Source organism: Cohnella luojiensis (genome assembly GCF_004564235.1).
Lineage (GTDB): Bacteria > Bacillota > Bacilli > Paenibacillales > Paenibacillaceae > Cohnella > Cohnella luojiensis.
Genome location: NZ_SOMN01000006.1, coordinates 92,738 through 117,502, shown reverse-complemented (window position 1 = coordinate 117,502; position 24,765 = coordinate 92,738). Strand labels below are relative to the sequence as shown.

Sequence of the window (24,765 nt, the reverse complement as noted above, 5' to 3'; positions counted from 1 at the left end):
AATGCGAAATCCGGGTTTTTGCTTATGATGCGTAAATCCCGCGAAACTCGGTCGGACTGAAGCCCGTTTCTTTGCGGAAAAACTTCGTGAAATGATTCGTATCGGCGAACCCCGTGAGAGCGGCGACTTCCTTTATGCTAAGGGCGGTCGTCATCAATAAAGTCTTCGCTTTTTCCATCCTTTTGCGGTTTACGTATTTGTGCGGGGAGATGCCGAAGCGTTTCTTGAAATAAGCGATGAAATAATTCGGATGCAGGTGAAGAAGAGCTGCCAATTCATCGACGCTGACGCTCAAATGAAGATGTTTGTCAACGTAATCGTGAATGATGTTCAGCCTGTTAATTTCTTCGCTTCGGTGCTGAAGAATACGTACGGGCACATGTTCTAGAAAAGTCGCCAATATTTCAAGCATAACGGCTTTCTGCCGAATGAGGGTAACGAGAGCGGAATTTCCTTGCGGTTCGACCAATTGTTCGAATAACCGGGACATCCGCTCTTTGTCTTGGATATCGATGCAGTACGGTACGCCGATCCACTGGAACAAGTCGAACGCTCCCGCCCTTGTCGTGAAGTGGCACCAGTATTTCAGGAAGGGCTTATCGCTAATGGCGGAATAGCCTTGATTCGTATACGCCGGCATGAAGCAAAGCTGGCCCGGACGCGGACGGATTTGTTGGTCGTCGACGCGGATCCACCCTTCTCCGTCAAGAATGAAATAGAACTTATTGTAATCGGGCGAATAGTCGATATCCCGCCAATTGGAGGTGCATTGCGTCCGGTGCGCAGAGGTTACGTCGATCTGAAGGTTATGAAGCAAATCGGAAATCGCCTGTTCGCTCTTGCTGGAAGTCATCAGTTCACCTACGCTTTCCCCGTTATATCGTTCCGGGGGGTTGTCTCTTATCGATTCTATTCTAAAGGATCGCACCCGCATTGTGTATGCTGAGTTTTGTACCCTTCATTCTTAGCTTCTTCCATTTTCGGCGGGTTGACCCTTCACTATAATGAACTTACCGACATAGAGGAGGAAAAAACGCAATGAAAACAAGGGAACCGCAATTATTGACGGATGAGCAAATGAAAAGGTTTATCGTAGACGGAGTGTTATTGCTCAAGACGGATTTCTCGAAGGAATTTCATTCCCGGCTGCTCGAACGCATGAATCAGGTACATGAAGAAGAAGGCAATCTCGGCAACAACATTTTGCCGAGAATCCGCGAGCTTCAGAAGGTGTTCGAGCATCCCGTCATTACCGGAGCGTTAACGAGCGTGCTTGGACCGAATTATCTGATGCACACGCACAGACATTGCCATTATAATGCGTTACCTACGGCGGGCGGTTGGCATAAAGACAGCTATTGGGGCTACGATCGCATTCGCAACCATCATCCTTGGTGGGCGATGATCATGTACTTTCCGCAGGATACTCCGGTTGAACTTGGACCTACGGGCGTATTTCCGGGAAGTCATCTTTACGAAACTCGCACGTTCGGCACGGATGATCCAGACGAAGAAGTGACGGCGAACGGGGAAGCGGGCACATTCGTGCTCATTCACTATGATATTTGGCACCGGTCGACGAGAAACCTGATTGGGAAACCCCGTTATATGTTGAAGTTCGAGTTTATGAGAACGGTTGCGCCATCCGTGCCTTCATGGAATTACGGGGGCAGCGAATGGTCCGTTCCCGATACGGCTTTGGCGACGGAATTCCCGCAGGAAGAATGTTGGCAAGACACTTGGAACTGGCTGCGCGGAGAGGTCGGGTTCCGTTACGGCGCGGACATGGAGAGCAAAGAGAAGCTTGCGCTGCTAGCCGGTAAGTTAACGGAATCCGATGAACGCGTTGCGCTGAATGCCGCTTACCGGCTGGCTGCTTACGGTGATGCGGGTCGGGACGTCTTATTGGATACGCTTAGCGGAGCGAATAAACAAGCCTCATTATTAGCCGCTTACGGGTTGTCGGCTTGCGGAAACGATGCGGTCGCGGGGTTGTCTCGAGCGTTGGAAGACGAGAAAGAGCATACGGTTAACCATGCCGCGTTCGCGCTCGGCGAGCTTCGGCATTACGCCGGGGAAGTAGCGCCTAAGCTCGTATCGATGCTCGGAAGTCAGCCGCCGAGGGTTCGCCGTACGATCGCGGATTCGCTTGGCATGATCGGTAAAGCAGCGAAGGAAGCAACGGTGGAGGGGCTTATCGCATGTCTGAAGGACGCGGATGCCCAGGTTCGGTTTACCGCTGGACTTTCCTTGATCAAGCTCGGGCCTGCCGCAGAGGCTGCGGTTCCGCATTTGGCCGAAGCGCTCGAAGACGACAACCGCTACGTACAAGGCCACGCGATCGAAGCTTTGCGATATATCAATACGGAGCAGGCTAGAGAAGTATTGCTGCACGAGCTGATCCAATCTAGGTGGTGCCCTTCGACCACGAAAGCAAGCACTTTCTAAGGAAGCGGTGAAACGGGGATGTCGCATGAAATCACGGCGAAGTCGGATGCGATCGTAATGAACGAACAAGATCATGTTGCCACCGCGCTTAGGGATATGACCGCCGGGGAATTAGTTCGGTTCAACGTCGGCGCGGAAAGCCGAACGTTGCTGCTTCTTGAACCCGTGGCGTTCGGACATAAGTTCGCCGTCGTTCGGATCGGGGAAGGCGAAGAAATCCGCAAATACGCGGAAGTCATCGGCAGATCGACTAGGGTTATCGATGCGGGCAGCCATGTTCACGTTCATAATATCGAAGGCATTCGCGGGCGCGGAGACCAAGCGCGGAAGGAGATGACGAGTTGAGAACTATCGAGGCATACGCGAGAGAAAATGGCGACATCGGCATCCGCAATCATTTATTGATTATTCCGACCGTCATTTGCGCGAACCAAGTGTGCAACCGGATCATGCAGATGGTTCCGGATACGATTTCGATCCCGCATCAGCACGGCTGCAGCCAGATCGGCGCCGACAAGAACCGCACGTTCGACGTGCTCGCCGGAACCGGGAGGAATCCGAACGTGGGCGCCGTAATCATCATTAGCTTAGGCTGCGAGGTTGTAGATCCGGTTGCGCTGGCGGATGCGATCCGGGAGACGGGCAAACCGGTGGAAATGTTCGATATACAATCGATCGGAGGCTCGGTGAAAGCAATCGGGCACGGAGTCGAATTGGCAAAGCGGATGAAGGCGGAATTGGACCGGCAGAGGAAGACTGCCGTTCTGTTGAGCAAGCTGAAGGTGGCGGTCAAGTGCGGCGGTTCGGACGCGACGTCAGGACTTTCGTCTAATCCTGCGTTGGGATACGCGGCGGATAACGTAATCGGATCGGGCGGCGCGATCGTTATCGGCGAGACGACGGAGATCATCGGAGCCGAGCATCTGCTCGCCAAGCGTTGCGCGGACGAGCAGACTTCGGATAAGCTCATCTCCATCGTGGACCGATTCGAGAAGGAAATCGAGCGGATGGGCGAAGATATGCGGGGAGGAAACCCGAGTCCCGGCAATATCGCCGGCGGGCTGACGACGATCGAGGAGAAGTCGCTCGGTTGCATCAGCAAATGCGGTGTCGCGCCGATTCAAGGCGTCATCGAATACGCCGAATCCATTCCCGAGGGCGGACTGTACTTCATGGACTCTCCAGGCAACGACATTGAATGCGTATCGGGTATGGCCGCTGGAGGCGCGCATATCGTCTGTTTCACGACGGGAAGAGGAACGCCGACGGGAGCGGCCGTCGTGCCGGTCATCAAGATTACCGGCAATCCGCGCACGTTTAAGTTGATGGAAGACAACATGGACGTCGACGTCAGCGGTATGCTGTCGGGCGAGTTGGGGCTGGAGCAAGCCGGCAACCGAATCTGGGACGAAATCGTCGAGGTTGCCGAAGGCAAGTGGACGAAGGCGGAGGTGCTGGGCCATCAGGAATTCAGCATCAACCGGATCGGGCCTAGCTTGTAAAGGACTAACTCCGCCCGCCTGAGCCCGGAAGAGCCGAGATAGTAACGAAATCGTACTAACTCCGCCCGCCGGAGCCCGGAAGAGCCGAGATAGTAACGAAATCGTACTAACTCCGCCCGCCGGAGCCCGGAAGAGCCGAGATAGTAACCAAATCGTACTAACTCCGCCCGCCGGAGCCCGGAAGAGCCGAGATAGTAACCAAATCGTACTAACTCCGTCCTCCGAAGCTTGGAAGAGCCGAGATAGTAACCAAATCGTACTAACTCCGCCCGCCGGAGCCCGGAAGAGCCGAGATAGTAACCAAATCGTACTAACTTCGCCGCCACCATCGAATCGGGCCGAATTAACGAATGAACTTAGCTAACTCTGCCATCCGGTGCAAAATTCGAGCCGAATTATGCGTACGAACCCATTTTTCATCCGTGGCGGTGATGGTGACATCATCCTAGGTTAGTAACAGAATCAAACTAACGCGACAAACAGGTTACCCTTAGCATTATTTGGGGTAACCTGTTTGTCATTTCACACGGTTCCGCCAATAATTTACACAATGAATACACAAAAAATTAGACTGTTCAACGTAGGCCGGATGATAGAATCAATTATGTGTATTCGGCGGAACGTGATGAAAGCGAGGAATAACAATGGGACAAGGACAATGGACCAAGTCGAATAGGGAAGGTTACCCCGTATGGATCGGCGAGACGGAGAAGATCTCCCTCTGCATCGTTCCCGGGTTAGGAAGCAAGGTCGTCTCCCTCGTTAACCGGTCCACGAACCGGGAATGGTTATGGAGCAGCGGGAAAGCTCTAGGCAATGAGGGCTATGCGTCCGCGTTCTCTGCTGGAGACGAGAGCGGATGGGACGAAATGTTCCCCGGAATCATTGAAAGCACATACCCCGATGAGCCTTGGAAGGGGCGGCGAATACCCGACCACGGCGAGGTTTGGTCCATGAGTTGGGTAGATAGCTGTACGGAGACGGAGTTGCGTTGTAAAGTGGAGGGAGTAGCGTTCCCTTATCGTTTGGAGAAAGTCTATTCCTTCGCGAGCGAAAATACGGTGCGAATCGATTATAGCCTGACCAATTTATCGGATTCCCCTTTCTCCTTCTTATGGGCAGCGCACCCTCTCCTCCAAGTGCGCGAGGGTATGAAGCTGAATGTGCCCGAAGGATTAGAGGAAATCGAGGTATCTTATTCTGAGGGCCAACGCTTGGGAGAATTCCAGGACAAGCGTTCTTGGCCGAACGCTACGAGCTGCGGAGGAACCGTTGATCTTAGCGTCATTGGCGCAACGGATCGAAGCGTCGCGGAGAAATATTATTTTACCAACAAGTTAACCGTCGGCATGGCGGCGTTAAGCGATCCCGACACGGGAGAATCTATCACTTTGCGGTTTCCCGAGGACAAAGTTCCTTATTTGGCCATATGGGCCAATTCCGGCGGCTATGGAGGCTATTACCACTTCGCTATCGAGCCCGCGACGGGAAGAATGGACGACCTGAATCACGCTATGAATACTAATGAAGCGGCAACCGTCGAAGGCCGCGGAACCTACCGTTGGCATCTCGAGGTAACGTTGACCTAAATCGGCCGCGGCTGGAGGACTCACAGGATGAGATGGCTATTCATGAATCGGAGCATCAGCACGAAGATCGTATGGAGCAGCGTTCTGATTTCCTTGATTCCGCTGCTGGTTCTCTCCTATTTGTTCTACCGGTCGAGCACGAGTTCCTTGGAGAAAACGATGTTCCGAAGCTCCGACCAGAACGCGGCCTACTTATCGAAGGATTTGGATGAATATTTTCGCAATATCTCTACGTCGGCTTTACAAGTCTATGCTTATGATCGAATCACTAACCTGATGGCGCATGGCGCGAACTATAACGACGCGGAAATCATCTACGTCAAGCAGTCGTTGGAAAACTATTACCGGTTAGTGCTGAACAAGAACAAGGATATCATTAAAATGATGATATACGGCAAAGACGATACGTTAAGAGATTCTTGGTCGAGGGCCGGCAGCTACGATGCGATCAAATTCGAACGGAGCATCCCGAACTACAAGGAGATGCTCAATTTGCCGTTTCAGGAAAATAGGATGTTTACTTACTCCGACAAAACATTGGGACAGGATTTCTTCGTGTATGCCCTTACCATCTACGATCCGTTCTACAAAAAGAAATACGGGTCGCTGGTCTTCTACATTCAAATGAAAGACTTTCTCAAGACAATGGAAGCGAATAACCGCTCTCCTAACGTGATCACGCTGCAGAACGGAAACGGAGATACGTTCTACCAGACGAACGATAAATACGAGAGCGCGGTGGAGCCGTTCCGGCACCCGGGGGCATGGGCCAACAATAATCCGCGCGACGTGGCGTTTACCCGCAACCAGGATCTGTTCATGGGCACCTCCTATCTGGACAATTCGAATATCGGGCTTACGATTATTTATCCGAACCCTGAATTGGCGCAGAACCGCAAGAATACGTTACTCCTATCCGTCTGCGTTCTAGCGGTCGTCATGCTCATTATCTTCCTGTTTTCCCTTCTTGCTCAGCGGTTTATCACGAAGCCGATTCAACTGCTCGGAAAGGCGATGAAAGCCGTTCGGAAAGGTAATTTTCACGTTACGCTGAAGCCTTATCGCTATCGGGACGATCTTTCCGAGTTGGCGAGAAACTTTAATTTCATGACGGATAAAATTCGCGAATTAATCGAGCTCGATTACCAGATGCAGCTGAGAAACAAGGAGGCGCAAATCCTTGCCCTTCAAATGCAGATCAATCCTCATTTTCTATACAACACCCTGCAGACGATCGGAGGGAAAGCGGTTCTGATCGGGGATTACGAGATTCATGAGATGTGCCGGGCGCTCGGGGATATGTTCCGGTATAGCTTCTACGAGGGCAATATGGAATCGACGATCGGGCAGGAGCTCGCCCATGTGAACAATTACCTGTACATTCAACAGTTCCGCTTCGAGGAATCCCTGCAAACGGAGTTCGACGTTCAGAACGATCTCATGGATCATTCCATCGTACGATTCGTCTTGCAGCCGATCATAGAGAACGTAATCGTGCATGCCATGGATAAGCAAGATAACCGGCAGCTTCTCATCAGCATAAGCGCCGTAAGGCATGGCGAATATGTCTTCATAGAAATTCGGGATAACGGAATGGGGATGGAGACGGACAAGCTGGCTTCTCTGCGGTCGAATCTGGAGCACAAATCATTGGAAGTATTCTCGGGCGTATCCATCGGGCTTAAGAACGTCCACGAGAGAATCAGGCTCGTATACGGGGCGCCGCACGGTCTTGCCGTAGAGAGCGCACCAGGCAAAGGAACGACGATCAAGCTCAAGATTCCATACCGAAACGGAGGGGCGAGACATGTATAAAGTCATGGTAGTGGACGATGAAACATGGGGAAGGAAATCGATCAGCAAGATGATCAACGAGCTCGCCCTGGACGTCGAGATCATCGCGGAAGCAAAGCACGGACAAGAGGCATTGGAACTAATCCGCATGAACAAGCCCCATATCGTAGTAACCGATATGAACATGCCCGTCATGAACGGGGAAAAGTTTCTCGAAAATCTATACAAGCTGCATGGGGATATCCGGGTCATCGTGATCAGCGGATACTCGCAGTTCGAATATCTGAAGGCCGCGTTGACCTACCAGGCTTGCGAATACGTGCTAAAGCCGATTTCCATACCGGAGCTCAGGAGCGCGATGACGAAGGCGATAGATGCCTGCCGCGATTATATGAGCCTGCAACAACAGAAAAAAATTGCCAAGGATATCTTAAAGTTGAAGAGGGAAGAGTTCCTACAGAATCTCGCCGGCAAACGGATCACGAACCTATCGGATATCCACAATCAAGCCGAGGAGCTCCAGCTCGAACATGCGGAGAAACCCTTTAGGCTAGCCGTATGCATGTTCCGTCAATTTAACGAAGTATCAAAGACGAAGTTCCATGGTAACGCGGATCTGTTTATGTTCAGCGCCGAGAATATTCTTAACGAAGTGATGATGGACGAAAGCCCTTTCGTGTATAAATCCGACGATAGAATGAGCATCGGCATCATTCTTCCGGCGTCCTCCTATAGTCTTGACCGTATCGAGCGATTAGCTACCGACTTTCAAGATGCCGTGAAGCGGACGCTAAGCACGGATGTCGTCTTCGGCATAAGCCCGGTGATCGCCCGGCTCGACGGGCTTCCGGAAGTTTACGCCGCGGCAAACGACGAACTGCACAGGAATAAGCTGGACGATTCGGGCTTATCCTTCTCGTCGGCGGAGTATCCCGTTCCGGGTTCGTCGGCAGGTATTCTGACTTCTTTTGATTTGAAGGCTCTTAGCCATGCGATAGGATCGGGTAACGAGAAGGATAGCCGCAAGCTATTGACCGATTTCGTTAATCGGATAAGCAAACGCCCGGCCACTACGATTCGCGACGTTCACCGGGAGCTAGCCAAAGTTACGGAGACTGCCAGCACGGAAGCCAGAGGGTTGGCTTCGGCTTTTCCAGCTTTATTCGATGGAGGACAAATCGCGGGAATATTGGATTTCCATCAGCTTCGGGAATTCGTGGACCAGCTGGCAATCGCGATATCGACCCACGGTCTGAATAGCGAAATATCGGACTCCGCTCATTCGGTTTTGCAGATCGTCTCTTTCTTGGATGCGCATTACTTCGAGGACATTAGCTTGATCGACATAGCGACGCGGTTTCATATGGATCCCAGCTATCTGAGCAAGCAATTCAAGTCGGTTACCGACGAGAACTTCATCGAATACGTCACGCGCAAGCGGATGGAAAAGGCATGCGAGCTTCTCCGTTCCTCCGATCGGAAGATTAACGAAATCTCGGAGCTCGTGGGGTACGAGAACCAACGTTATTTTAGTCAGGTATTCAAGAAATTCACCGGGCAAACTCCTTCCGAGTATAGGGAATGTCCGAAGGAATCGCGTTAGCCGCAAAAAATTGAACATCGGCTGAACAATTTATTTTATTACGAATCCTCTCGCCGGAAAGTAAGCTAGGTACAGGACAAAGGTTTCTGTCACCGTCCTCCATCAAACACATGAAGAGGGGAAATACAAACAAATGAAAAAGAGCATGGTTCTAAGCTTATGCGTGTTACTGCTGGCTTTGCTGCTGGCAGCTTGCGGCAGCAAAAACAACGACTCCCAATCCTCCGCGGGATCATCCGATCCGGCGGCTAGCAGCCCGGCGGAGAGTTCCGCGGCGCCTGCCGAATCGGCATCGGAAGAAAAGCCGATCACGATTTCGTTCATGCATTTCAAGAGCGACGTGACGGACGGAGTACAGAAAATCGTGGATCAGTTCGAGGCTGCGAACCCGAATATCTCGGTAGACGTTCAGCCCGTTAAATACGACGATTACTATACGCTTCTCAAAACGAAAATGGCCGGCGGAGACGTCGTGGACGTATTCACGCTGAACGCCGGAGCCCAGACGAAATTATTCGTGGACGGCGGATACGTTGAGGATTTGACCGGCATGCCTTTCTTGGAAAATTTCGATCCGAGTGTTGTTGCGGCACAAGCGACGGACGGGAAAAATTACGTCTCGCCAGTGAACGCGACGCCGATCGCGATGTTCTACAACAAGAAAATCTTCGCCGATTTGGGCATCGAAATTCCGAGAACGTTCGACGCCATGATCGCGGCGGGCAAGAAAATCAAAGACGCGGGCAAAACGCCTTTCGCGTTGGGCTGGAAAGACGGATGGACGCTGGGAATGTGGATCGGACGCGATTTGCCGAGCAACACCGCGTTAGTCGAGAATCAGCCGGACTTCTTCACGAAGCTGGAGACGGGCGCCGTGAAATTCGCGGATAACCCCGCGGCAAGAACGATGATTCAACATGCGAAGCAGATCTTCGATCTAGGCAACAAAGATCAGCTGGGCGTGGACTATAACGGAATCGTCGACCTTTTCGCTAAAGGCGACGTAGGTATGATGTACATGGGCACATGGCCGCTTGCGGACATTCAGAAGAAAAACCCCGAGCTCTACGAAACGGGAATCGGATACTTCCCATACCCGTTCAGCAACGACGAGAGCTTGAACAAACTGGAGTTCAACCCGGACGCATCCCTAGCCGTAGGCAGCAATTCCAAGAACAAGGAAGCGGCACTGAAATTCGTGGCGTTCATGGCTAGCAAAGAGGGCGGAGATTCATGGGTTAAGAACATTAACTCCCTTAGTTACGTGAAAGGCGCATCCGCCGATATCGCTCCCGCGGTTAACGAGCTGCAGCCGTATTTCGACAGCGGCGAGGTTTACGACTCCCAAGTGTATATCAAAACAACGATCGATTGGACGAATCAATTCGTTCAGAACCTGCAAAAACTGTTCTTCGACAAAGCAACCGAAGACGAAGTCATCGCTACGATGGACGATTGGGTAAGCAAAAACCACAAATAAACCAAATGCATAAATGAACGTAACGGCATAGGCCCAGCCTATGCCGTTATGAACAGGAAGGGAAACAACGATGGGAAATATAAAGCGGTTAATCCGCGCCGAGATGTGGTATCTTCTCTTTCTCTTGCCGGGCCTTTGTTTATTTATTTTCGCGGTTTTCGTTCCGTTAGTCATGGGGGCCAGGTATTCCTTCACGAGCTGGGACGGACTATCCAGAACGGTTCATTATACAGGTTGGGACAATTACGTGAGGGCGTTCTCCGACAGCGATCTGTGGATCGTCTTAGTCAACACGTTCAAATATGCGATCATCGTTACCGTCTTAGTTAATGCGATTTCGTTGTTGCTCGCGCTGCTGCTAGATACGTATCTGAAGTTCCGGAACGCTTTCCGGACGATCTTCTTTCTTCCGGGAGTCATCTCTATCGTCCTCTCGGGTTTTATATGGAAATATAATTACGCGATCGGGTTTCCTAGTTTATTCGGCATGTTCGGCCTCGATATATCCAGCCCTCTCGGCGATCCGAATTACGCCTTATTCGGACTTATATTGATCGCCGTCTGGCAGGGGATCGGAGCTCCGATGATCATCTACATCGCAGGGCTGCAAGGAGTCTCAAGCGAGCTTGTCGAGAGTGCCAAGATAGACGGCGCGAACGCAAGGCAATCGTTCTTCCGCATCATACTACCGTTGATCGCGCCATCCATCACGATCAATATGCTGTTGGTGCTGACGGGTTCCTTAAAGGTGTTCGATCTGGTATACGTGACGACGCAAGGAGGACCCGCCTTTTCAACGGAAGTCATCTCGACATTTATTTATAAAAGCTCCTTTGCCAACTTCCAAGCCGGATACGGGACGGCGCTTTCCATGATCTTCTTCCTGATCCTCGTTCTCGTGACCATCGTGCAAATCTCCATCTTTAGAAGACGGGAAGTGGAAATGTGAACAAAACCCATATAGCGACGTTTTCAATCGTATCGGTCATCGCACTCGTCTTTCTGTTTCCCTTCTACGTAGCTGCGCTCATGGCGTTCAAGACGCCCAAGCAAACGTTCGATTCCTTCTACGCCTTGCCGTCCAGCCTGAGCTTCGAAAATTTCTCTTTAGCCTGGAAAGCATCGAAATACTTGTCGGCCATTACGAACAGTCTCGTCATAACCGTCATTTCCGTTCTATTAATCGTACTTGTATCCGCATTGGCGGGGTATTCGATCGCCCGAAGGAACAAGCCCTTCTATAACTTCGTATTTATCGTATTTCTGGCCGGCCTTGTCGTGCCCTTCCAAATTACGATGCTGCCCTTGTATAAAATGGGAAAGGAGCTTAGCATGCTCAACTCTCATTGGGGCATCGCTTTAATATACGGCGGCTTCGGCGTTCAAATGGGCGTTCTGTTCTATGCCGGATTTATTCGCGCCATCTCCAGGGAAATCGAAGAAGCGGCCAGAATCGACGGCTGCTCGACCCCGGGTATTTTTATCCGGATCATCCTTCCCTTGTTAAAGCCGGTAACGGCAACCGTGCTGGTGCTTAACGCTCTTTACATTTGGAACGATTTCTTGTTGCCCTTGCTTTATCTTCAGGACAAGTTTTACCGGACCATTCCTCTGCAGCAGTATTTCTTCTTCGGACAATACAGCAGCGACCTGAACCTGGCATTTGCTTATGCGGTTATGGGAATCATTCCTATCGTAGGATTCTTCCTGCTCATGCAGAAATATATCATCAAAGGGATTGCTGCCGGCGCAATAAAAGGGTAGCGGTTGAAAAGGAGATGCACTCATGCCTATTTCTTACTCGGAAAGAACGAATTTATTCGAAATCCGCACAGACAATTCCTCTTATTTATTCGGCATCAATAGCAAGGGTACGGTTCAGCATGTCTATTGGGGAAATCCGGTGGCCGCCGAAGATTGCGGCGATCTGCTGAAAGGCAAACACCACAGCTCGTTCGATGCGGACGTGGACCGGGAGACGGAGGAATACGGGGGCTGGGGCGGCTGCAATTATGCGGAGCCTGCGCTCAAAGCGACATTCGCGGATGGCGTCCGCGATCTGAAATTAAAGTACGAGGGATACGAAATCTTCGACGCTAACGAATTGATCGTTCATCTCGCGGATGAGCATTATTCGTTGCGGGTGGAGATGCATTATAAGGCGATCCCCGAATTCGATCTGATCGAACGGCATGTCAAAGTGGTGAACGAGGAAGTGGAGCCGATTCGGATCGAGCAAGTAATGGCCGCGGTATGGACCGTTCAGCGCTTGCCGGACTACCGGTTAACGCATGTGACCGGCAGATGGGCGGGAGAGTATCAGCTTAGGACGAACGTCTTGTCCGAAGGCAAGAAGGTACTCGAATCCAGAAGAGGGTTTACCGGCCCTCATTCCAATCCTTGGTTTGCCATGGACGACGGAAAGGCGGACGAGACCTCCGGAAAGGTATGGTTCGGAGCGCTCGGCTGGAGCGGCAACTGGAAGATCGTCTTGGAGAAAACGACCTTCGGACACGTTCGCGTCGTTGGAGGCGTAAACGACTTCGACGGTTCATTCCTCATAGCTCCCGGTCAAGCTTATGAATCGCCCGTTTTTGTCGGAGGCTTCTCGTCCGCCGGATTCGGGGAAATGAGCAGGAACCTTCACGGGTATCAACGGAAATACGTGCTTCCTTCGGGCAAGGACAGGAAAGTACTCTATAATTCCTGGGAAGCGACCGAATTCGCGGTTACCGTTCAAGGGCAGAAGGAGCTGGCCAAGCAAGCGGCCAAGCTCGGAGTGGAACGGTTCGTCGTAGACGACGGCTGGTTCGGCCAGCGAAACAGCGACCGCGCGGGATTAGGAGACTGGCAGGTAAATCCGGAGAAATTCCCCGGAGGCTTGCAAGAGCTGATCGACGAGGTCAAATGTCTTGGAATGGAATTCGGCTTATGGGTGGAGCCTGAATCGGTCAATCCGGACAGCGAGCTTTACCGTAACCATCCTGATTGGGTCTATCAATTTCCTACACGCGTAGGCACTCAGCTTCGCAATCAATTGTTGTTGAATTTGGGTTTGCCCGAAGTAAAGAAGTTCGTTCTCGACTTTATGACGAAGCTGCTCTCCTCATACGAAATCTCCTTCATTAAATGGGACATGAACCGTACGGTGACGGAACCCGGAATTTCCCCCCGGCAAGAGAATGCGGGAGAGGGCATATGGCTGAAGCACGTAGAACATCTGTACGAGATTTGGGCGGAGTTGAGGGCGCGATTCCCTCGCGTTGAATTCGAGACCTGCGCCGGCGGAGGAGCGAGAATCGATCTAGGGATCTTGCGATACGCGGACCAGGCGTGGATTAGCGACAATACGGACGCGCGCGACCGACTGACGATCCAGGAGGGCTTCTCTTACGCCTACAGTCCCGCGGTCATGATGTGCTGGGTCACGGAGTCGCCGCACGGATTCAATGGAAGAAGCCTGCCGCTGTCCTACCGCTTCCATAGCTCCATGATGGGAGGCTTGGGTATCGGGGCGAATATCAGCCACTGGCCGGACGACGAGATGGAGGAAGCCAAGCGTTTCGTGGAATTGTACAAGGAAATCCGGCCAACGATTCTTAGAGGCGACTTATTCAGGCTGGAATCGTTCCGAAACTCGAATGTCGCAGCCTATCAATATGTAAGCGAGGATCGGCAAGAGGCGGTCGTCTTCTCTTTCCTGCAATCGCAGCATTTCGGATCCGAAGAGAGAAGGTTGGTGCTGCAGGGTCTTGATCAGGAAGCCGTATACGAAGTTCATAGGGATGGGCGGGAGTCGACTGTTCTACGCGGCTCTACGCTTATGAACGTAGGGCTTCCGCTCGTGCTGAGGGGCGATTACGGCAGCGAGCTGATTCGCTTGAAGCTTTTGTCAAAAATCTAAACAATAGTTACACAATTTATTAGATTACGGACCATTTCTCTCTGGTATATATTGGGTGTGGAAGAGCATGCTGGACATGCTCTTACTCATTCCTATCGGAGGGATTATTAGTGAGAAAGAAAGGCGTCAAAGTATACTTGCTTTTGTCGTTATTGCTGTCCGTGTTGCTCCCGTTCGGAGCGGGAAGGTCATTCGCCGCCGCGGTGACCATCTCGCAAACGGGAAATGTTGTAACCGCTTCCAACGGCGTGATTAAGGTGAATTACGATTTGTCGACGGGAACAGGGAATTTCAAGGAAGGCAGCACGACGCTCATTGCGAACTTTAATTCCGATTATGCCTTGAATGGCACCTCAACCCGCTACAGGTCCTCGGATCCGGCCACGCGCTCGGCGAGCTGGACGACGATCGGCACCGATGGATACGGAACAAACGGCAAGATGCTCACCATCACCAATTCGCTCGCATCCGGTTCCACCATCGTATTGCGAATTGCGATGTACGAGAATCAGTCTTATATTATTGCCGATATGACGGTATCGAATGGAACCTCTCAGACGATCAATTTCCTGGAGCCTATAGCGGCTAATAATTTGGATATCGGCAGCGGGTCCGACAAGCGCATCTATACTTCGCCGTATACGAACAATTATGACTTTGGCGTCGCGCCCGTCAACGACTTCGGCAATAGCCAGAACGGCTACGACAAACCATTTGGAGTCTCGGATACTTGGAGTGCATTCAACGGTACCAGTTACTGGGTCGCATCCGTATTCGATAACGCGAACAAGCACGGCATCGTAGCCGGTGCGGCGACGACGCAAACGTGGAAGAGCATGCAGTATCTTCAGCAGGCGAGTTCGGCGAATGGTCCGCTGACCGGATTTTCCGTCTATAACGCCGGAGGGAAGAAGAGCGGCACTTCCGTCTCCTCCGACAAGTTTTTCCTGGGCTACTTCACCGACTACCGCATAGGTCTAGAAACCTTCGGTAACGCCTATACCGTTGGCGAGCCTAAATTAGCCTGGAACGGCGAAGTTCCGATCGGATACAATACCTATTATTCCTTTTATGCCAAACCGACTGCGGATGCGATGTATCCGATGACGGATTATTTCGAGGACAACTTGAAATCGCTGGGCTACAACTACATGAATCTGGATTGCTGCTATCAAGGCGTGGCGGGGCAAACTCCGGTTCAAAATCTGAATGACTACGTCGATTATGTGCATAGCAAGGGAATGAAGGCGGGGGCGTACTCCGCTCCGTTCGCCATCTGGGATCCTCTGACGGATACGGTACCGGGAACCGCCTATACGTTCGGGGACATCGCGCTCAAGGACGCGGGCGGAAACCGCATCAAGTCGTATCTCGACACCTACATCGTCGATGCTACCCATCCTGGCGGACAGGCGTATCTGGAATGGGTCATGCAGACTTATCATGTAAATCCCGGATTCGACTACGTCAAGCTGGATTTTATCGACTTCGGAATGTTTGAAGGAAGCTTCTACGATTCAACCAAAAACGGCATGCAAGCTTACCGTATCGGAATGCAGGTCATGAGAGATACGCTGCTTGCCGCGCCGCAAGATATTTATATCAATGAGTCGATCGCTCCGCTTCTGCCGTCCGGTTATGCTCACGGACGAAGATCGGGCGTTGATACGACGATCGGACTGGAATCCTACCCCGGCATTGAACGCCAGTCGCTTAATGCGGCTGCTTCCTGGTGGACGAACGGGACGTTGTACGAATACAACGACGTGGACATGGCGCTTCCGGAAAACATGATCGCAGGATTCAACAAGATGACCTTGAACGAACACACGCTTCTTTCGACGGCCATAATTCTCGGAGGAGGTCACTGGCTTGTCGGAGATAACGTACCCTTCATATCCGAGGATCGGATGAGTATTTTGTTCAATGAAGATTTAATGGATTTAGTCAAATCCGGGCAAGCCGCCAAACCGGTCTCGATGACGAATTTCTATCACAAGCTGGAGCATTCTCCGACAGCCGTCTACTTGACGGATACGAACGGGGACAAGGTAGTCGGGCTGTCCAACTGGGATATGAACAACTCTTCGTCCGCAACCGTTTCTTTCGCGGATTTGGGCTTGAGTCCGAGCACGTCTTATACGTTGACCGAGCTGTACAGCCAGACGAAGCTGGGCGCGTATACGGGCAGTTATTCGAGGACGTTAAAGCCAGGCGAATCGATTATCGTTCGCGTATCGACGAACTCTTCGTCCTTGCCGAACCCGCCAACGAATTTAGCCGCAGGCAAAACGGCAATCGCCTCCTCTACTTGGTCTGGCTGGGCGGGACACGAGGCTTCCAAGGTTACGGACGGCAGCCAGTCCACGAGATGGAGCGCAGAAAACGGCACGTCCAACAACCAATGGATAGAAGTCGACTTCGGGTCTGCCGCTAATGTGAACCAGGTCGTCGTGTATGAATATAATTACGGCAACCAGAATTTCCAGGTCGAGACGTATGCGCTTCAATATTGGAACGGGTCAAGTTATGTGAACTTGACTAAGGGCTATACGCTAGGCGATCGTAGAGTATTTAATTTCCCTACGGTAAGCACGTCCAAGATTCGGTTGAATATTCCCAAAGCCAGGTTCATCCCTTCGATTAACGAAATCGAAGCCTATCACATTACCGGCATCACGGGTTACATCGTCGATCAGGACGATAGCGAATCGGCGTACTCCGTATACTCGGATATTCGCGCCCAAGTGCAGCGCATGCAGACGTTTACTTTAACGCAGCCCAGCTTGCCTAAGATGGATGTTTATCTGTACGAGAGTTACGTCAATAAAGAGCCTGAAGATAATCTCTATCTCGATATCGTACTGCTGGATGCGAGCAACTTTCCGACCCAGAAGCTATTCAGCGCCGCGCTTCATCCGAGCAATGTCCCGGGCTCGGCTACGCCTTATTCCATCTATCCGCGACTGACGGGGCTGGATACGACGAAAAAATACGGTCTGATCTTCCGATCGCCGTTAACGGTCGACGATAGCTCGACCAACAATAAATATGGCTTCGGCTACAGCGACAGCAATCCGTATGCCGGAGGATTCGAGCGGCTGTCGACGAATGGCGGAACCTCTTGGTCAACAGAAAGCAGTGGAAATCGGGATTTGATCTTTACGATCTATAAGTAAACGATATTCGCGGTTTGGCTATCCTTTGGGAACATTACGGTATTCCGTAGGCGACATGCCCATGATTTTCTTGAACAGGCGAGAGAAGTAATAGGGATCGGGATTGCCGACGTAAGCGGCGATTTCCTTCACCGTCATGCCGGTCAGGCTAAGCAGCTGGCCGGCTTTTTGCATTTTCAACCTTAGAAAATATTCAATAGGCGGCATTCCCGTCTCCTGGTTAAATAAATAGATCAGATGCTGCTTGGATAAGCCGGCGTACGTCGCGACATCGGAGAGCTTAATGGCGCTCGTTAACCGCTCGTTCATATACCGAATGGCGCGCTCGAGATCTTGCTCTCTCTTGCGGTCGATGGCCGATCCTCCCGCCCTCAGCCCGATGGTTCCGAGCATCTGTCCGATCGTTCTCGAGACGAGCACTTGCACGGGCAGGGAGTAGGGCTTGTCGGATAGGAGCCCGTAACATTTGTCGAATCCTTCAACCATCTCCCCATAAGCTCCGGCGGGAAGGGAAAGAGGACCGGAATCCAAATTGTATAACCGAATATAATCCAACACCTGTTCTCCTTGCAGATGAAACCAATAGATGCTCCATGGTGCAGCCGTCGAAGCGCCATATCGGTGCGGAACGCCTGCGGGAATGACGGCTAGCTGTCGTTCGCGCAAGATCGAAAGAGTACCTTCCGATTCGACCCAACCTTCTCCGTCGCTGCAATAGATGAAGATATGAGATTCACAGCCTTCCTTCCTCTCGCGGTAGTGATGTCGCGCGCGGGGGAAGAACCCGATGTCGCTTACGTATAAGTCTCGGGTTAGCGGAAATCGGGATAGTTCGGCCGCCATGTGCGGGGGGAGCACGAACAGCTTTTCCTCCTCGAATCCTTCCGGTTTAAGGATGTTATCCATCTCATGACCTCCACTAATCCGAATATAGTCCATCATAAACCGAATTCCGTTAATTGGCGATACCCTGAGCAAGAAGTAAAGTTAAGTTAAGCAGTTGATTAAGCCGAGGGGGGAATTACGTTGACATTGGCACAACCGCAAGAAGGCACGAACGCAGCCGTCCGCTTATGGGAAGAGGACGTATCGATCCCGACTTACGCGGTCGGGGAAGCAGATCGAAATCCGATGTTCTTGGAGAAACGCGTGTACCAAGGAAGCTCGGGAAGCGTGTATCCGCATCCAGTCATCGACAAGATCGAGAACGAGAAGAAGCCGCAAACTTACCGGATGGCCATTCTTGAGAATGAGTACGTACGAATCGAGATTATGCCAGAACTTGGCGGTAGAATTTACCGCGCGCTCGACAAGACGAACGATTACGATTTCGTCTATTATAATCGCGTCATCAAGCCGGCTCTCGTCGGGCTCGCGGGACCTTGGATATCCGGGGGTATCGAGTTCAACTGGCCCCAGCATCATCGGCCGAACACTTATGGTCCGGTCGAATATCGGTTGTCGGACAACGAAGACGGCAGCGCGACCGTGTGGGTGAGCGAGATCGACCGGATGTACGGTACGAAGGTCACCGCAGGCTTCACGCTCCATCCGGGCAAAGCGTACTTGGAAATCTCGGCGCAGCTCTATAACCGTACAGCCGAGCCGCAGACGTTCCTCTGGTGGGCGAATCCGGCCGTAGCCGTTAACGACCACACGCAATCGGTGTTCCCGCCGGACGTCAACGCCGTGTTCGACCACGGCAAACGAGACGTCTCGAGGTTCCCGATCGCGACGGGCACTTATTATAAGATGGATTACTCTGCCGGAGTAGATATTTCGCGTTACCGGAACATTCCGGTACCGACCTCGTACATGGCCTACAAATCGGATTACAATTTCGTCGGAGGTTACGATCATGGCGTTCAAGCGGGCCTGCTTCACGTGGCGAATCATCACGTATCGCCCGGCAAGAAGCAATGGACTTGGGGGAACGGGGAATTCGGCCAAGCATGGGATCGCAATCTAACGGATGAAGACGGTCCATATATCGAGCTGATGACCGGCGTGTACACCGACAACCAACCGGATTTCGCATGGCTGCAGCCGTACGAAGAGAAGTCGTTCAAACAATATTTCATGCCTTACAAAGAAATCGGCATCGTCAAGAACGCCACGATCGATGCGGCGATTAACCTCGAGATCGACGAGAAGAACCGCCAAGCGTCTGTGCTTGCCTATACGACATCGTTGTTCCCCAGTGCGATCGTCGAGTTGAAAGGGCGCAGTCGCTCTTACTTGAAAGAAGCGGCCGATTTATCTCCCGAAACGACCTTTAAATCCGTCGTTACGTTGGATGAAGGCGATCTGGCCCATGACCTTGTATTAAGCGTTAGGGACGCTGGCGGACGGTTGCTGGTTTCTTATAGGCCGGCGAAACCTTCTCTCGAAGAGGTGCCAGATGCTGCAAAGCCGCTTCCCGAGCCGCAGGAGCTTCGCACCAACGAGCAATTATATTTGGCTGGCTTGCACCTTGAGCAATACCGTCACGCTACGTTCGAACCGGAGACTTATTATTTGGAAGGCCTGAAGCGGGATTCCGGAGATATCCGCATCAATGTCGCTTACGGGACGTTGCTGCTTCGCCGTGGCTTGTTCGCCGAATCGGGGGCTCATTTCCGGACGGCCCTGAAGTCGCTCACTTGGCGCAATCCGAATCCTTATGACAGCGAGGCGCTCTACCAACTCGGCCTCGCGCTTAAACTTCAAGGCCGCGCCGAGGAAGCTTTCGACGTTTTGTACAAATCGACCTGGTCGGCGGCTTGGCAGGATGCGGGTTTCTTCTCGCTTGCCCAGATAGCTTGCGAGAAAGGCTCTTTCGCGGAAGCGCTGGATTTGGTCGAACGGTCTCTCGTGCGGAACTCGCGCAATTACAAGGCGCGTCACCTTAAGGCGGCCTTGCTGCGCAAGCTGGGTAATTCCGCGGACGCAAAGGCATTCGCCGAGGAAACGCTCGCGCTCGATATCGCCGATTTCGGATCGGCCAACGAACGCGGCTTGGGGTTGCAGGCGCTAGGAGACCAAGCCGGAGCGGACGATGCTCTTAAGGAGCTGGCTCGTCTCATGCGCGGGGATCCCCACAATTACTTGAATCTGGCTTCGGACTATGCGGGAAGCGGATTGTACGAGGAAGCGATATCCGTACTCGGAATCGTTCCCGATGCGAGCGCGGATGCCTATCCGATGCTCCACTATACGCTCGGCTATCTTTACGAGCTGGCAGGGAATTCCGAGTCGGCCGCCGCATACCGTCGCGCTGGCAACGCCGCCTCGCCGGATTATTGTTTTCCGAACAGCCTGTTCGAGCTAGTCGTGCTGCAAAGCGCAATCAAAGCCGACGATCACGACGACAAAGCCCATTATTACTTGGGCAACCTCCTATATGATAAGAAGAGACACCGGGATGCGATCGCCCACTGGGAGAAATCCGCGTCTATCAACGTCGATTTTGCGACCGTCCATCGGAACCTCGCGCTCGCGTATTTCAATAAACTCGGCGATTCGGCGAAGGCGCTCGTATCGTTAGAGAAAGCGTACGCCCTTCGGACGGAAGACGCCCGCGTGTTCTACGAGCTTGATCAGCTTTACAAGAAGCTCGGATACGACGCCGGCAAACGCTTCGGCCACTTGGAAAAGCGCAAAGCGCTCGTCGAGAAGCGGGACGATCTGTACCTCGAATACGTTACTCTGATTAATGCTCTGGGACGTCATGAGGAGGCCATGCTTGCGCTGTCCGCAAGAAGGTTCCATCCATGGGAGGGCGGAGAAGGCAAAGTGACGGGGCAGCACGTGTTATCCCGAGTCGAGCAAGCGAAGCTGGAGCTGGATGCCGGACGTTTCGAGCAAGCGATTGAACATCTGCAGGAGGCGCTTGTCTATCCGGAAAACTTGGGAGAGGGTAAGCTGGCGGGAGCGCAAGAGAATCACGTTTATTATTACCTTGGCTGCGCTTTCGAAGGGCTTAACGATCAAGAACAGGCTAGGGAGAATTTCCTGGTTGCCTCGAAAGGCCTTGAGGAACCGGCTAGCGCGATGTATTACAACGACCAGCCGCCGGATATGATTTTCTACCAAGGGCTGGCCTGGCACAAGCTCGGCAATGAAAAGGAAGCAAGCCGTCGCTTCAACAAGCTGATCGATTATGCGGAGAAGCATTTGCGGGACGAGATCAAATTCGATTACTTCGCCGTTTCGCTGCCGGATTTTCTCGTATTCGAAGACGATCTGAACAGACGCAACGAGATTCACTGTCGGTACATGATGGGACTCGGGCTCATCGGAAAACGGTGCTTCGAGGAAGCAAAAGCGCAATTCGATTCGGTGATCACCATGGATCCTAACCATCAAGGGGCGGGCATTCACCGGAGATTGTGCGAATAGAACGGAACGGAATGCCCGCCTCGGCAATTCCGTTAACGTGAGACTGAAACCAAGCTAATCGTTGTTGGATGGAGTTGAAAATACGCAAATTTGGGTTCTCGTGAACCGATAGAGCCGGGGTTTCCACGCGAACGATATGGTTATACTACATACGTTCAGGATTATGAAGCTTCATATAATCCAAATCCCCAGAGATAAAGAGGCGAATCGGATGACGGTTGATAGTTTGTTTTTGTTATTGGAAATCTTGTTGATCAATATCGTGCTAAGCGGCGACAATGCGGTCGTTATCGCCATGGCAAGCCGGAACCTGCCGGAGCACCTTAGAAGCCGGGCAATCTGGATGGGAGCCATCGGAGCGGTCGGGCTTAGGATCATCCTTTCCGTAGCCGCGATTGCCTTGCTGGATATCCCGGCCGTTCAAATCATCGGGGCACTGCTGCTTCTATATATCGCGATCCAGCTAGTTATGGAAGATGGGGGTTCCAAAGAGGTGCAAAGCGTCTCTTCTCTCGGTAAGGCGATAGGGATCATTCTCGTGTCGGACTTAGTCATGAGCTTGGACAACGTTCTCGCGATCGCTTCCATAGCGAAGAATAATATTTGGCTTATGACGACGGGGATCGCGCTCAGCATACCTTTGATTATCTGGGGCAGCCAGCTCATTCTGAAGGTGTTGAACCGTTTTCCGGCGGTGGTGTGGATCGGCTCGGCCATTCTGGGATATACGGCGGGCGAGATGTTGGCCGGCGTTCAAGTCGTGAAGGCGCGCCTGCCTAGTTTAGGGGCTTGGGAATATGGCTGGCTCCCGGTTGCGACGGCGATTCTCGTGTTGTTCAGTGCTTTTGCGTGGCGTAAAATAGGGGCGGACTATCACGAGAAGGTTGCAATTAGCGAAGAAGTATCGCTTACGCGTAGAACTAAGGGATAGCGGCGGTGGCTGCTATCCCTTTTTCGTTAGCAAAGTGAACACGGATACTTCGGGTTTGCTGCCGAAGCGTACCTTGATCCGGGTCGTGCCGATACCGCGATTGGTGTAAAGCAGATAAGGCCGCTCGGCGCGCAGCTTTTTATGAACCCGATACAGCCCTCCGATATATTTACGGCCCAGGGAGGATTTGATAAGCGCCCCTACAATAGGCAAAGAAACCTGACCGCCATGGCTGTGCCCGGATAGCTGTAGATCGATTGGATAGCGCGGTAGTCTATCCGCGATATCCGGTTCATGCGCGAGGAGCAGATTAAACCCATCATCGCTCAGTTTGGCGAAGGCGGATGCCATGTCCGGGCTGCCGCAATTGAAATCGTCGAGTCCCGCAACGGTGATATACTCGCCGCTGGGAAGCATAATTCTCTTGCTCTCGTTGAGGAGCACTGCAAAGCCAGCTTTCTGAAGAAAAGTCCCCGTGCACCGATTCATCCGAGTGTGACCGAAGTCGTGATTGCCGTATATGGCGTATTTGCCGAGCGGGGCTTGGATACGCGACAGCGCGGGTGTCGGATCGTAATTCGTGAAGTTACTCTTGCGCCGCGCATCGAACAAGTCTCCGGTAAATACGACGATGTCCGGATTCAGCGAGTTAAGGGTGGAAGCGAGTTGATCAAGCTGCGAAAGGGAAAAATGGGGTCCGAGATGTATGTCGCTGAACTGAACAATGGTCATTCCATCAAAGCCTTCGGGAAGATGTCCCGAATAAATCCTGTGCCGAGTAATGGTTAATCTTCTGGGCTCTATGATTGTCGCATAAATGGATATGGATATAATTATCAAAGCGATACTTATACAAAAGTACATAAACATACGGATCCCCCTTTTCCTCCCATTACCTTACCACGGCGACGCGGGGAAAGAAAAGCGAGGTGCGCTGAGCGATGGATTACGATAACTTAACGCTGCATACGGATAAATACGCACAGAGTTGAAAAGGATTAGTGCAGAATGATAGACTACAGGGATAGTCCTTGGGCATAACGTCTCCATTACATCAGGCGAAAGCAGGATAACCCGTGAATAAAATCAAAATCGTGACGGATTCTACCATCGACCTGTCGGATGAAATCATCCGACAATACGGCATAGAGGTCGTCCCATTATCTATAAGCATAGACAATAAGTCATACTTGGATCGCGTTGACATTTCGCCTGCCGAATTCATCAGCAAGATGCAACAGTCCAAGGAGCTTCCGAAGAGTTCTCAACCCCCGGCGGGAGCTTTCCTTGAAGTATACGATCGGCTCGGCAACGATGGCAGCGAAGTGCTTTCCATTCACATGACCGGCGAGATGAGCGGTACGGTCCGTTCTGCCCAGATGGCCGCGGAGATGACCGATACCAGAGTAACAGTGGTGGATTCCCGCTATATTACGAAGGCGCTTGGTTTTCAAGTGTTAGAAGCGGCATCCATGGCGGAGCAAGGCAAGAGCATTGCGGAAATCCTCGTCAGGCTGGACGAGATCCGTCTGCAAACCCGGTTATTCGTGGTCGTCGACACGCTGGATAACCTAGTTAAAGGCGGTAGAATCGGCAAAGGGAAAGCGTGGATAGGCTCGCTCTTGAAGATTAAGATTATCGCTTCACTCGAAGGCGGGGAGTATACGCCGATCGCGAAGGTCCGAAGCCGGGCGCATGTCGTAGAGTTTCTGGCGAAGCAATTCGCCGAAGACGTGAAGGGGAAAGCGATCAAAGGCGTTGGCCTTATCCATGCCGCCGGGTACGAACTTGCTTCCAAGCTGAAGGAGGCCATTATCGACATCACAGGTTACGATAAGATTAGCATTGAAGACACGACGCCTGTCATCAGCACACATACGGGCGTTGGCGCAATCGGGTTAACCTATTATTTCGAATAACAAAGGGATCTGTTACTTATTATGGAGTTTGCAATC

The 24,765-nt window shown here is 52.1% G+C and carries 17 protein-coding genes; 14 read left to right on the top strand and 3 right to left on the bottom strand.

Going from position 1 to position 24,765, the window contains the following annotated elements; genetic code table 11:
* Positions 1 to 22: 22 nt before the first annotated feature.
* Positions 23 to 853 (bottom strand): AraC family transcriptional regulator, encoded by an 831-nt coding sequence (locus E2980_RS07305; protein WP_167747022.1) that lies wholly within the window; start codon positions 851 to 853, stop codon positions 23 to 25.
* Between the two features lie 185 nt (positions 854 to 1,038).
* Between E2980_RS07305 and E2980_RS07300 the strand changes: the two genes are divergently transcribed.
* The 11 genes from E2980_RS07300 (at position 1,039) to E2980_RS07250 (ending at position 17,499) form a co-directional block, all read left to right on the top strand.
* On the top strand, positions 1,039 to 2,448 hold the full coding sequence (locus E2980_RS07300; RefSeq protein ID WP_135151490.1) for a HEAT repeat domain-containing protein: 1,410 nt from the start codon (positions 1,039 to 1,041) through the stop codon (positions 2,446 to 2,448).
* Positions 2,449 to 2,466: 18 nt separating this feature from the next.
* Complete coding sequence (locus E2980_RS07295) at positions 2,467 to 2,793, top strand: UxaA family hydrolase (protein WP_135151489.1); 327 nt, start codon at positions 2,467 to 2,469, stop codon at positions 2,791 to 2,793.
* Entirely contained in the window at positions 2,790 to 3,950 is a 1,161-nt protein-coding gene (locus E2980_RS07290) for a UxaA family hydrolase (RefSeq protein ID WP_135151487.1), read from the top strand. Before E2980_RS07295 ends, E2980_RS07290 begins: the two co-directional genes overlap by 4 nt.
* 644 nt (positions 3,951 to 4,594) lie before the next feature.
* Entirely contained in the window at positions 4,595 to 5,539 is a 945-nt protein-coding gene (locus E2980_RS07285; RefSeq protein WP_135151485.1) for an aldose epimerase family protein, read from the top strand.
* Between the two features lie 27 nt (positions 5,540 to 5,566).
* Positions 5,567 to 7,354 carry a sensor histidine kinase gene (locus tag E2980_RS07280; protein WP_135151484.1) on the top strand — a complete coding sequence of 596 codons (1,788 nt, stop codon included), beginning with the start codon at positions 5,567 to 5,569 and terminating at the stop codon, positions 7,352 to 7,354.
* Positions 7,347 to 8,936 carry a response regulator transcription factor gene (locus E2980_RS07275; RefSeq protein ID WP_135151482.1) on the top strand — a complete coding sequence of 530 codons (1,590 nt, stop codon included), beginning with the start codon at positions 7,347 to 7,349 and terminating at the stop codon, positions 8,934 to 8,936. Before E2980_RS07280 ends, E2980_RS07275 begins: the two co-directional genes overlap by 8 nt.
* A gap of 133 nt (positions 8,937 to 9,069) precedes the next feature.
* Positions 9,070 to 10,416: an ABC transporter substrate-binding protein gene (locus E2980_RS07270; protein ID WP_135151481.1), complete on the top strand. Its 1,347-nt coding sequence runs from the start codon at positions 9,070 to 9,072 to the stop codon at positions 10,414 to 10,416.
* A gap of 70 nt (positions 10,417 to 10,486) precedes the next feature.
* Entirely contained in the window at positions 10,487 to 11,365 is an 879-nt protein-coding gene (locus E2980_RS07265; RefSeq protein ID WP_135151480.1) for a carbohydrate ABC transporter permease, read from the top strand.
* Entirely contained in the window at positions 11,362 to 12,180 is an 819-nt protein-coding gene (locus E2980_RS07260) for a carbohydrate ABC transporter permease (protein ID WP_240702920.1), read from the top strand. Before E2980_RS07265 ends, E2980_RS07260 begins: the two co-directional genes overlap by 4 nt.
* A gap of 22 nt (positions 12,181 to 12,202) precedes the next feature.
* Complete coding sequence (locus E2980_RS07255) at positions 12,203 to 14,320, top strand: alpha-galactosidase (RefSeq protein ID WP_135151478.1); 2,118 nt, start codon at positions 12,203 to 12,205, stop codon at positions 14,318 to 14,320.
* A 110-nt stretch (positions 14,321 to 14,430) separates the two neighbouring features.
* A complete protein-coding gene (locus E2980_RS07250; RefSeq protein WP_135151477.1) occupies positions 14,431 to 17,499 on the top strand; it encodes a discoidin domain-containing protein in 3,069 nt (1,022 codons plus the stop codon).
* An 18-nt stretch (positions 17,500 to 17,517) separates the two neighbouring features.
* Here E2980_RS07250 and E2980_RS07245 read toward each other — a convergent pair whose 3' ends face one another.
* Complete coding sequence (locus E2980_RS07245; protein ID WP_135151476.1) at positions 17,518 to 18,405, bottom strand: helix-turn-helix domain-containing protein; 888 nt, start codon at positions 18,403 to 18,405, stop codon at positions 17,518 to 17,520.
* Positions 18,406 to 18,525: 120 nt separating this feature from the next.
* Between E2980_RS07245 and E2980_RS07240 the strand changes: the two genes are divergently transcribed.
* Both E2980_RS07240 and E2980_RS07235 read left to right on the top strand, forming a co-directional pair.
* Entirely contained in the window at positions 18,526 to 21,879 is a 3,354-nt protein-coding gene (locus E2980_RS07240; protein WP_420808624.1) for a DUF5107 domain-containing protein, read from the top strand.
* Between the two features lie 211 nt (positions 21,880 to 22,090).
* Positions 22,091 to 22,810 (top strand): TerC family protein, encoded by a 720-nt coding sequence (locus E2980_RS07235; RefSeq protein WP_135151475.1) that lies wholly within the window; start codon positions 22,091 to 22,093, stop codon positions 22,808 to 22,810.
* A gap of 12 nt (positions 22,811 to 22,822) precedes the next feature.
* On the opposite strand, the gene E2980_RS07230 is transcribed toward E2980_RS07235, so the two are convergent.
* Positions 22,823 to 23,542 (bottom strand): metallophosphoesterase, encoded by a 720-nt coding sequence (locus tag E2980_RS07230; protein ID WP_167747021.1) that lies wholly within the window; start codon positions 23,540 to 23,542, stop codon positions 22,823 to 22,825.
* Positions 23,543 to 23,886: 344 nt separating this feature from the next.
* Here E2980_RS07230 and E2980_RS07225 point away from each other — a divergent pair, with 344 nt between their 5' ends.
* Positions 23,887 to 24,729, top strand: coding sequence for a DegV family protein (locus E2980_RS07225; protein ID WP_135151473.1), 843 nt, complete (start codon positions 23,887 to 23,889; stop codon positions 24,727 to 24,729).
* Positions 24,730 to 24,765 lie beyond the last annotated feature (36 nt).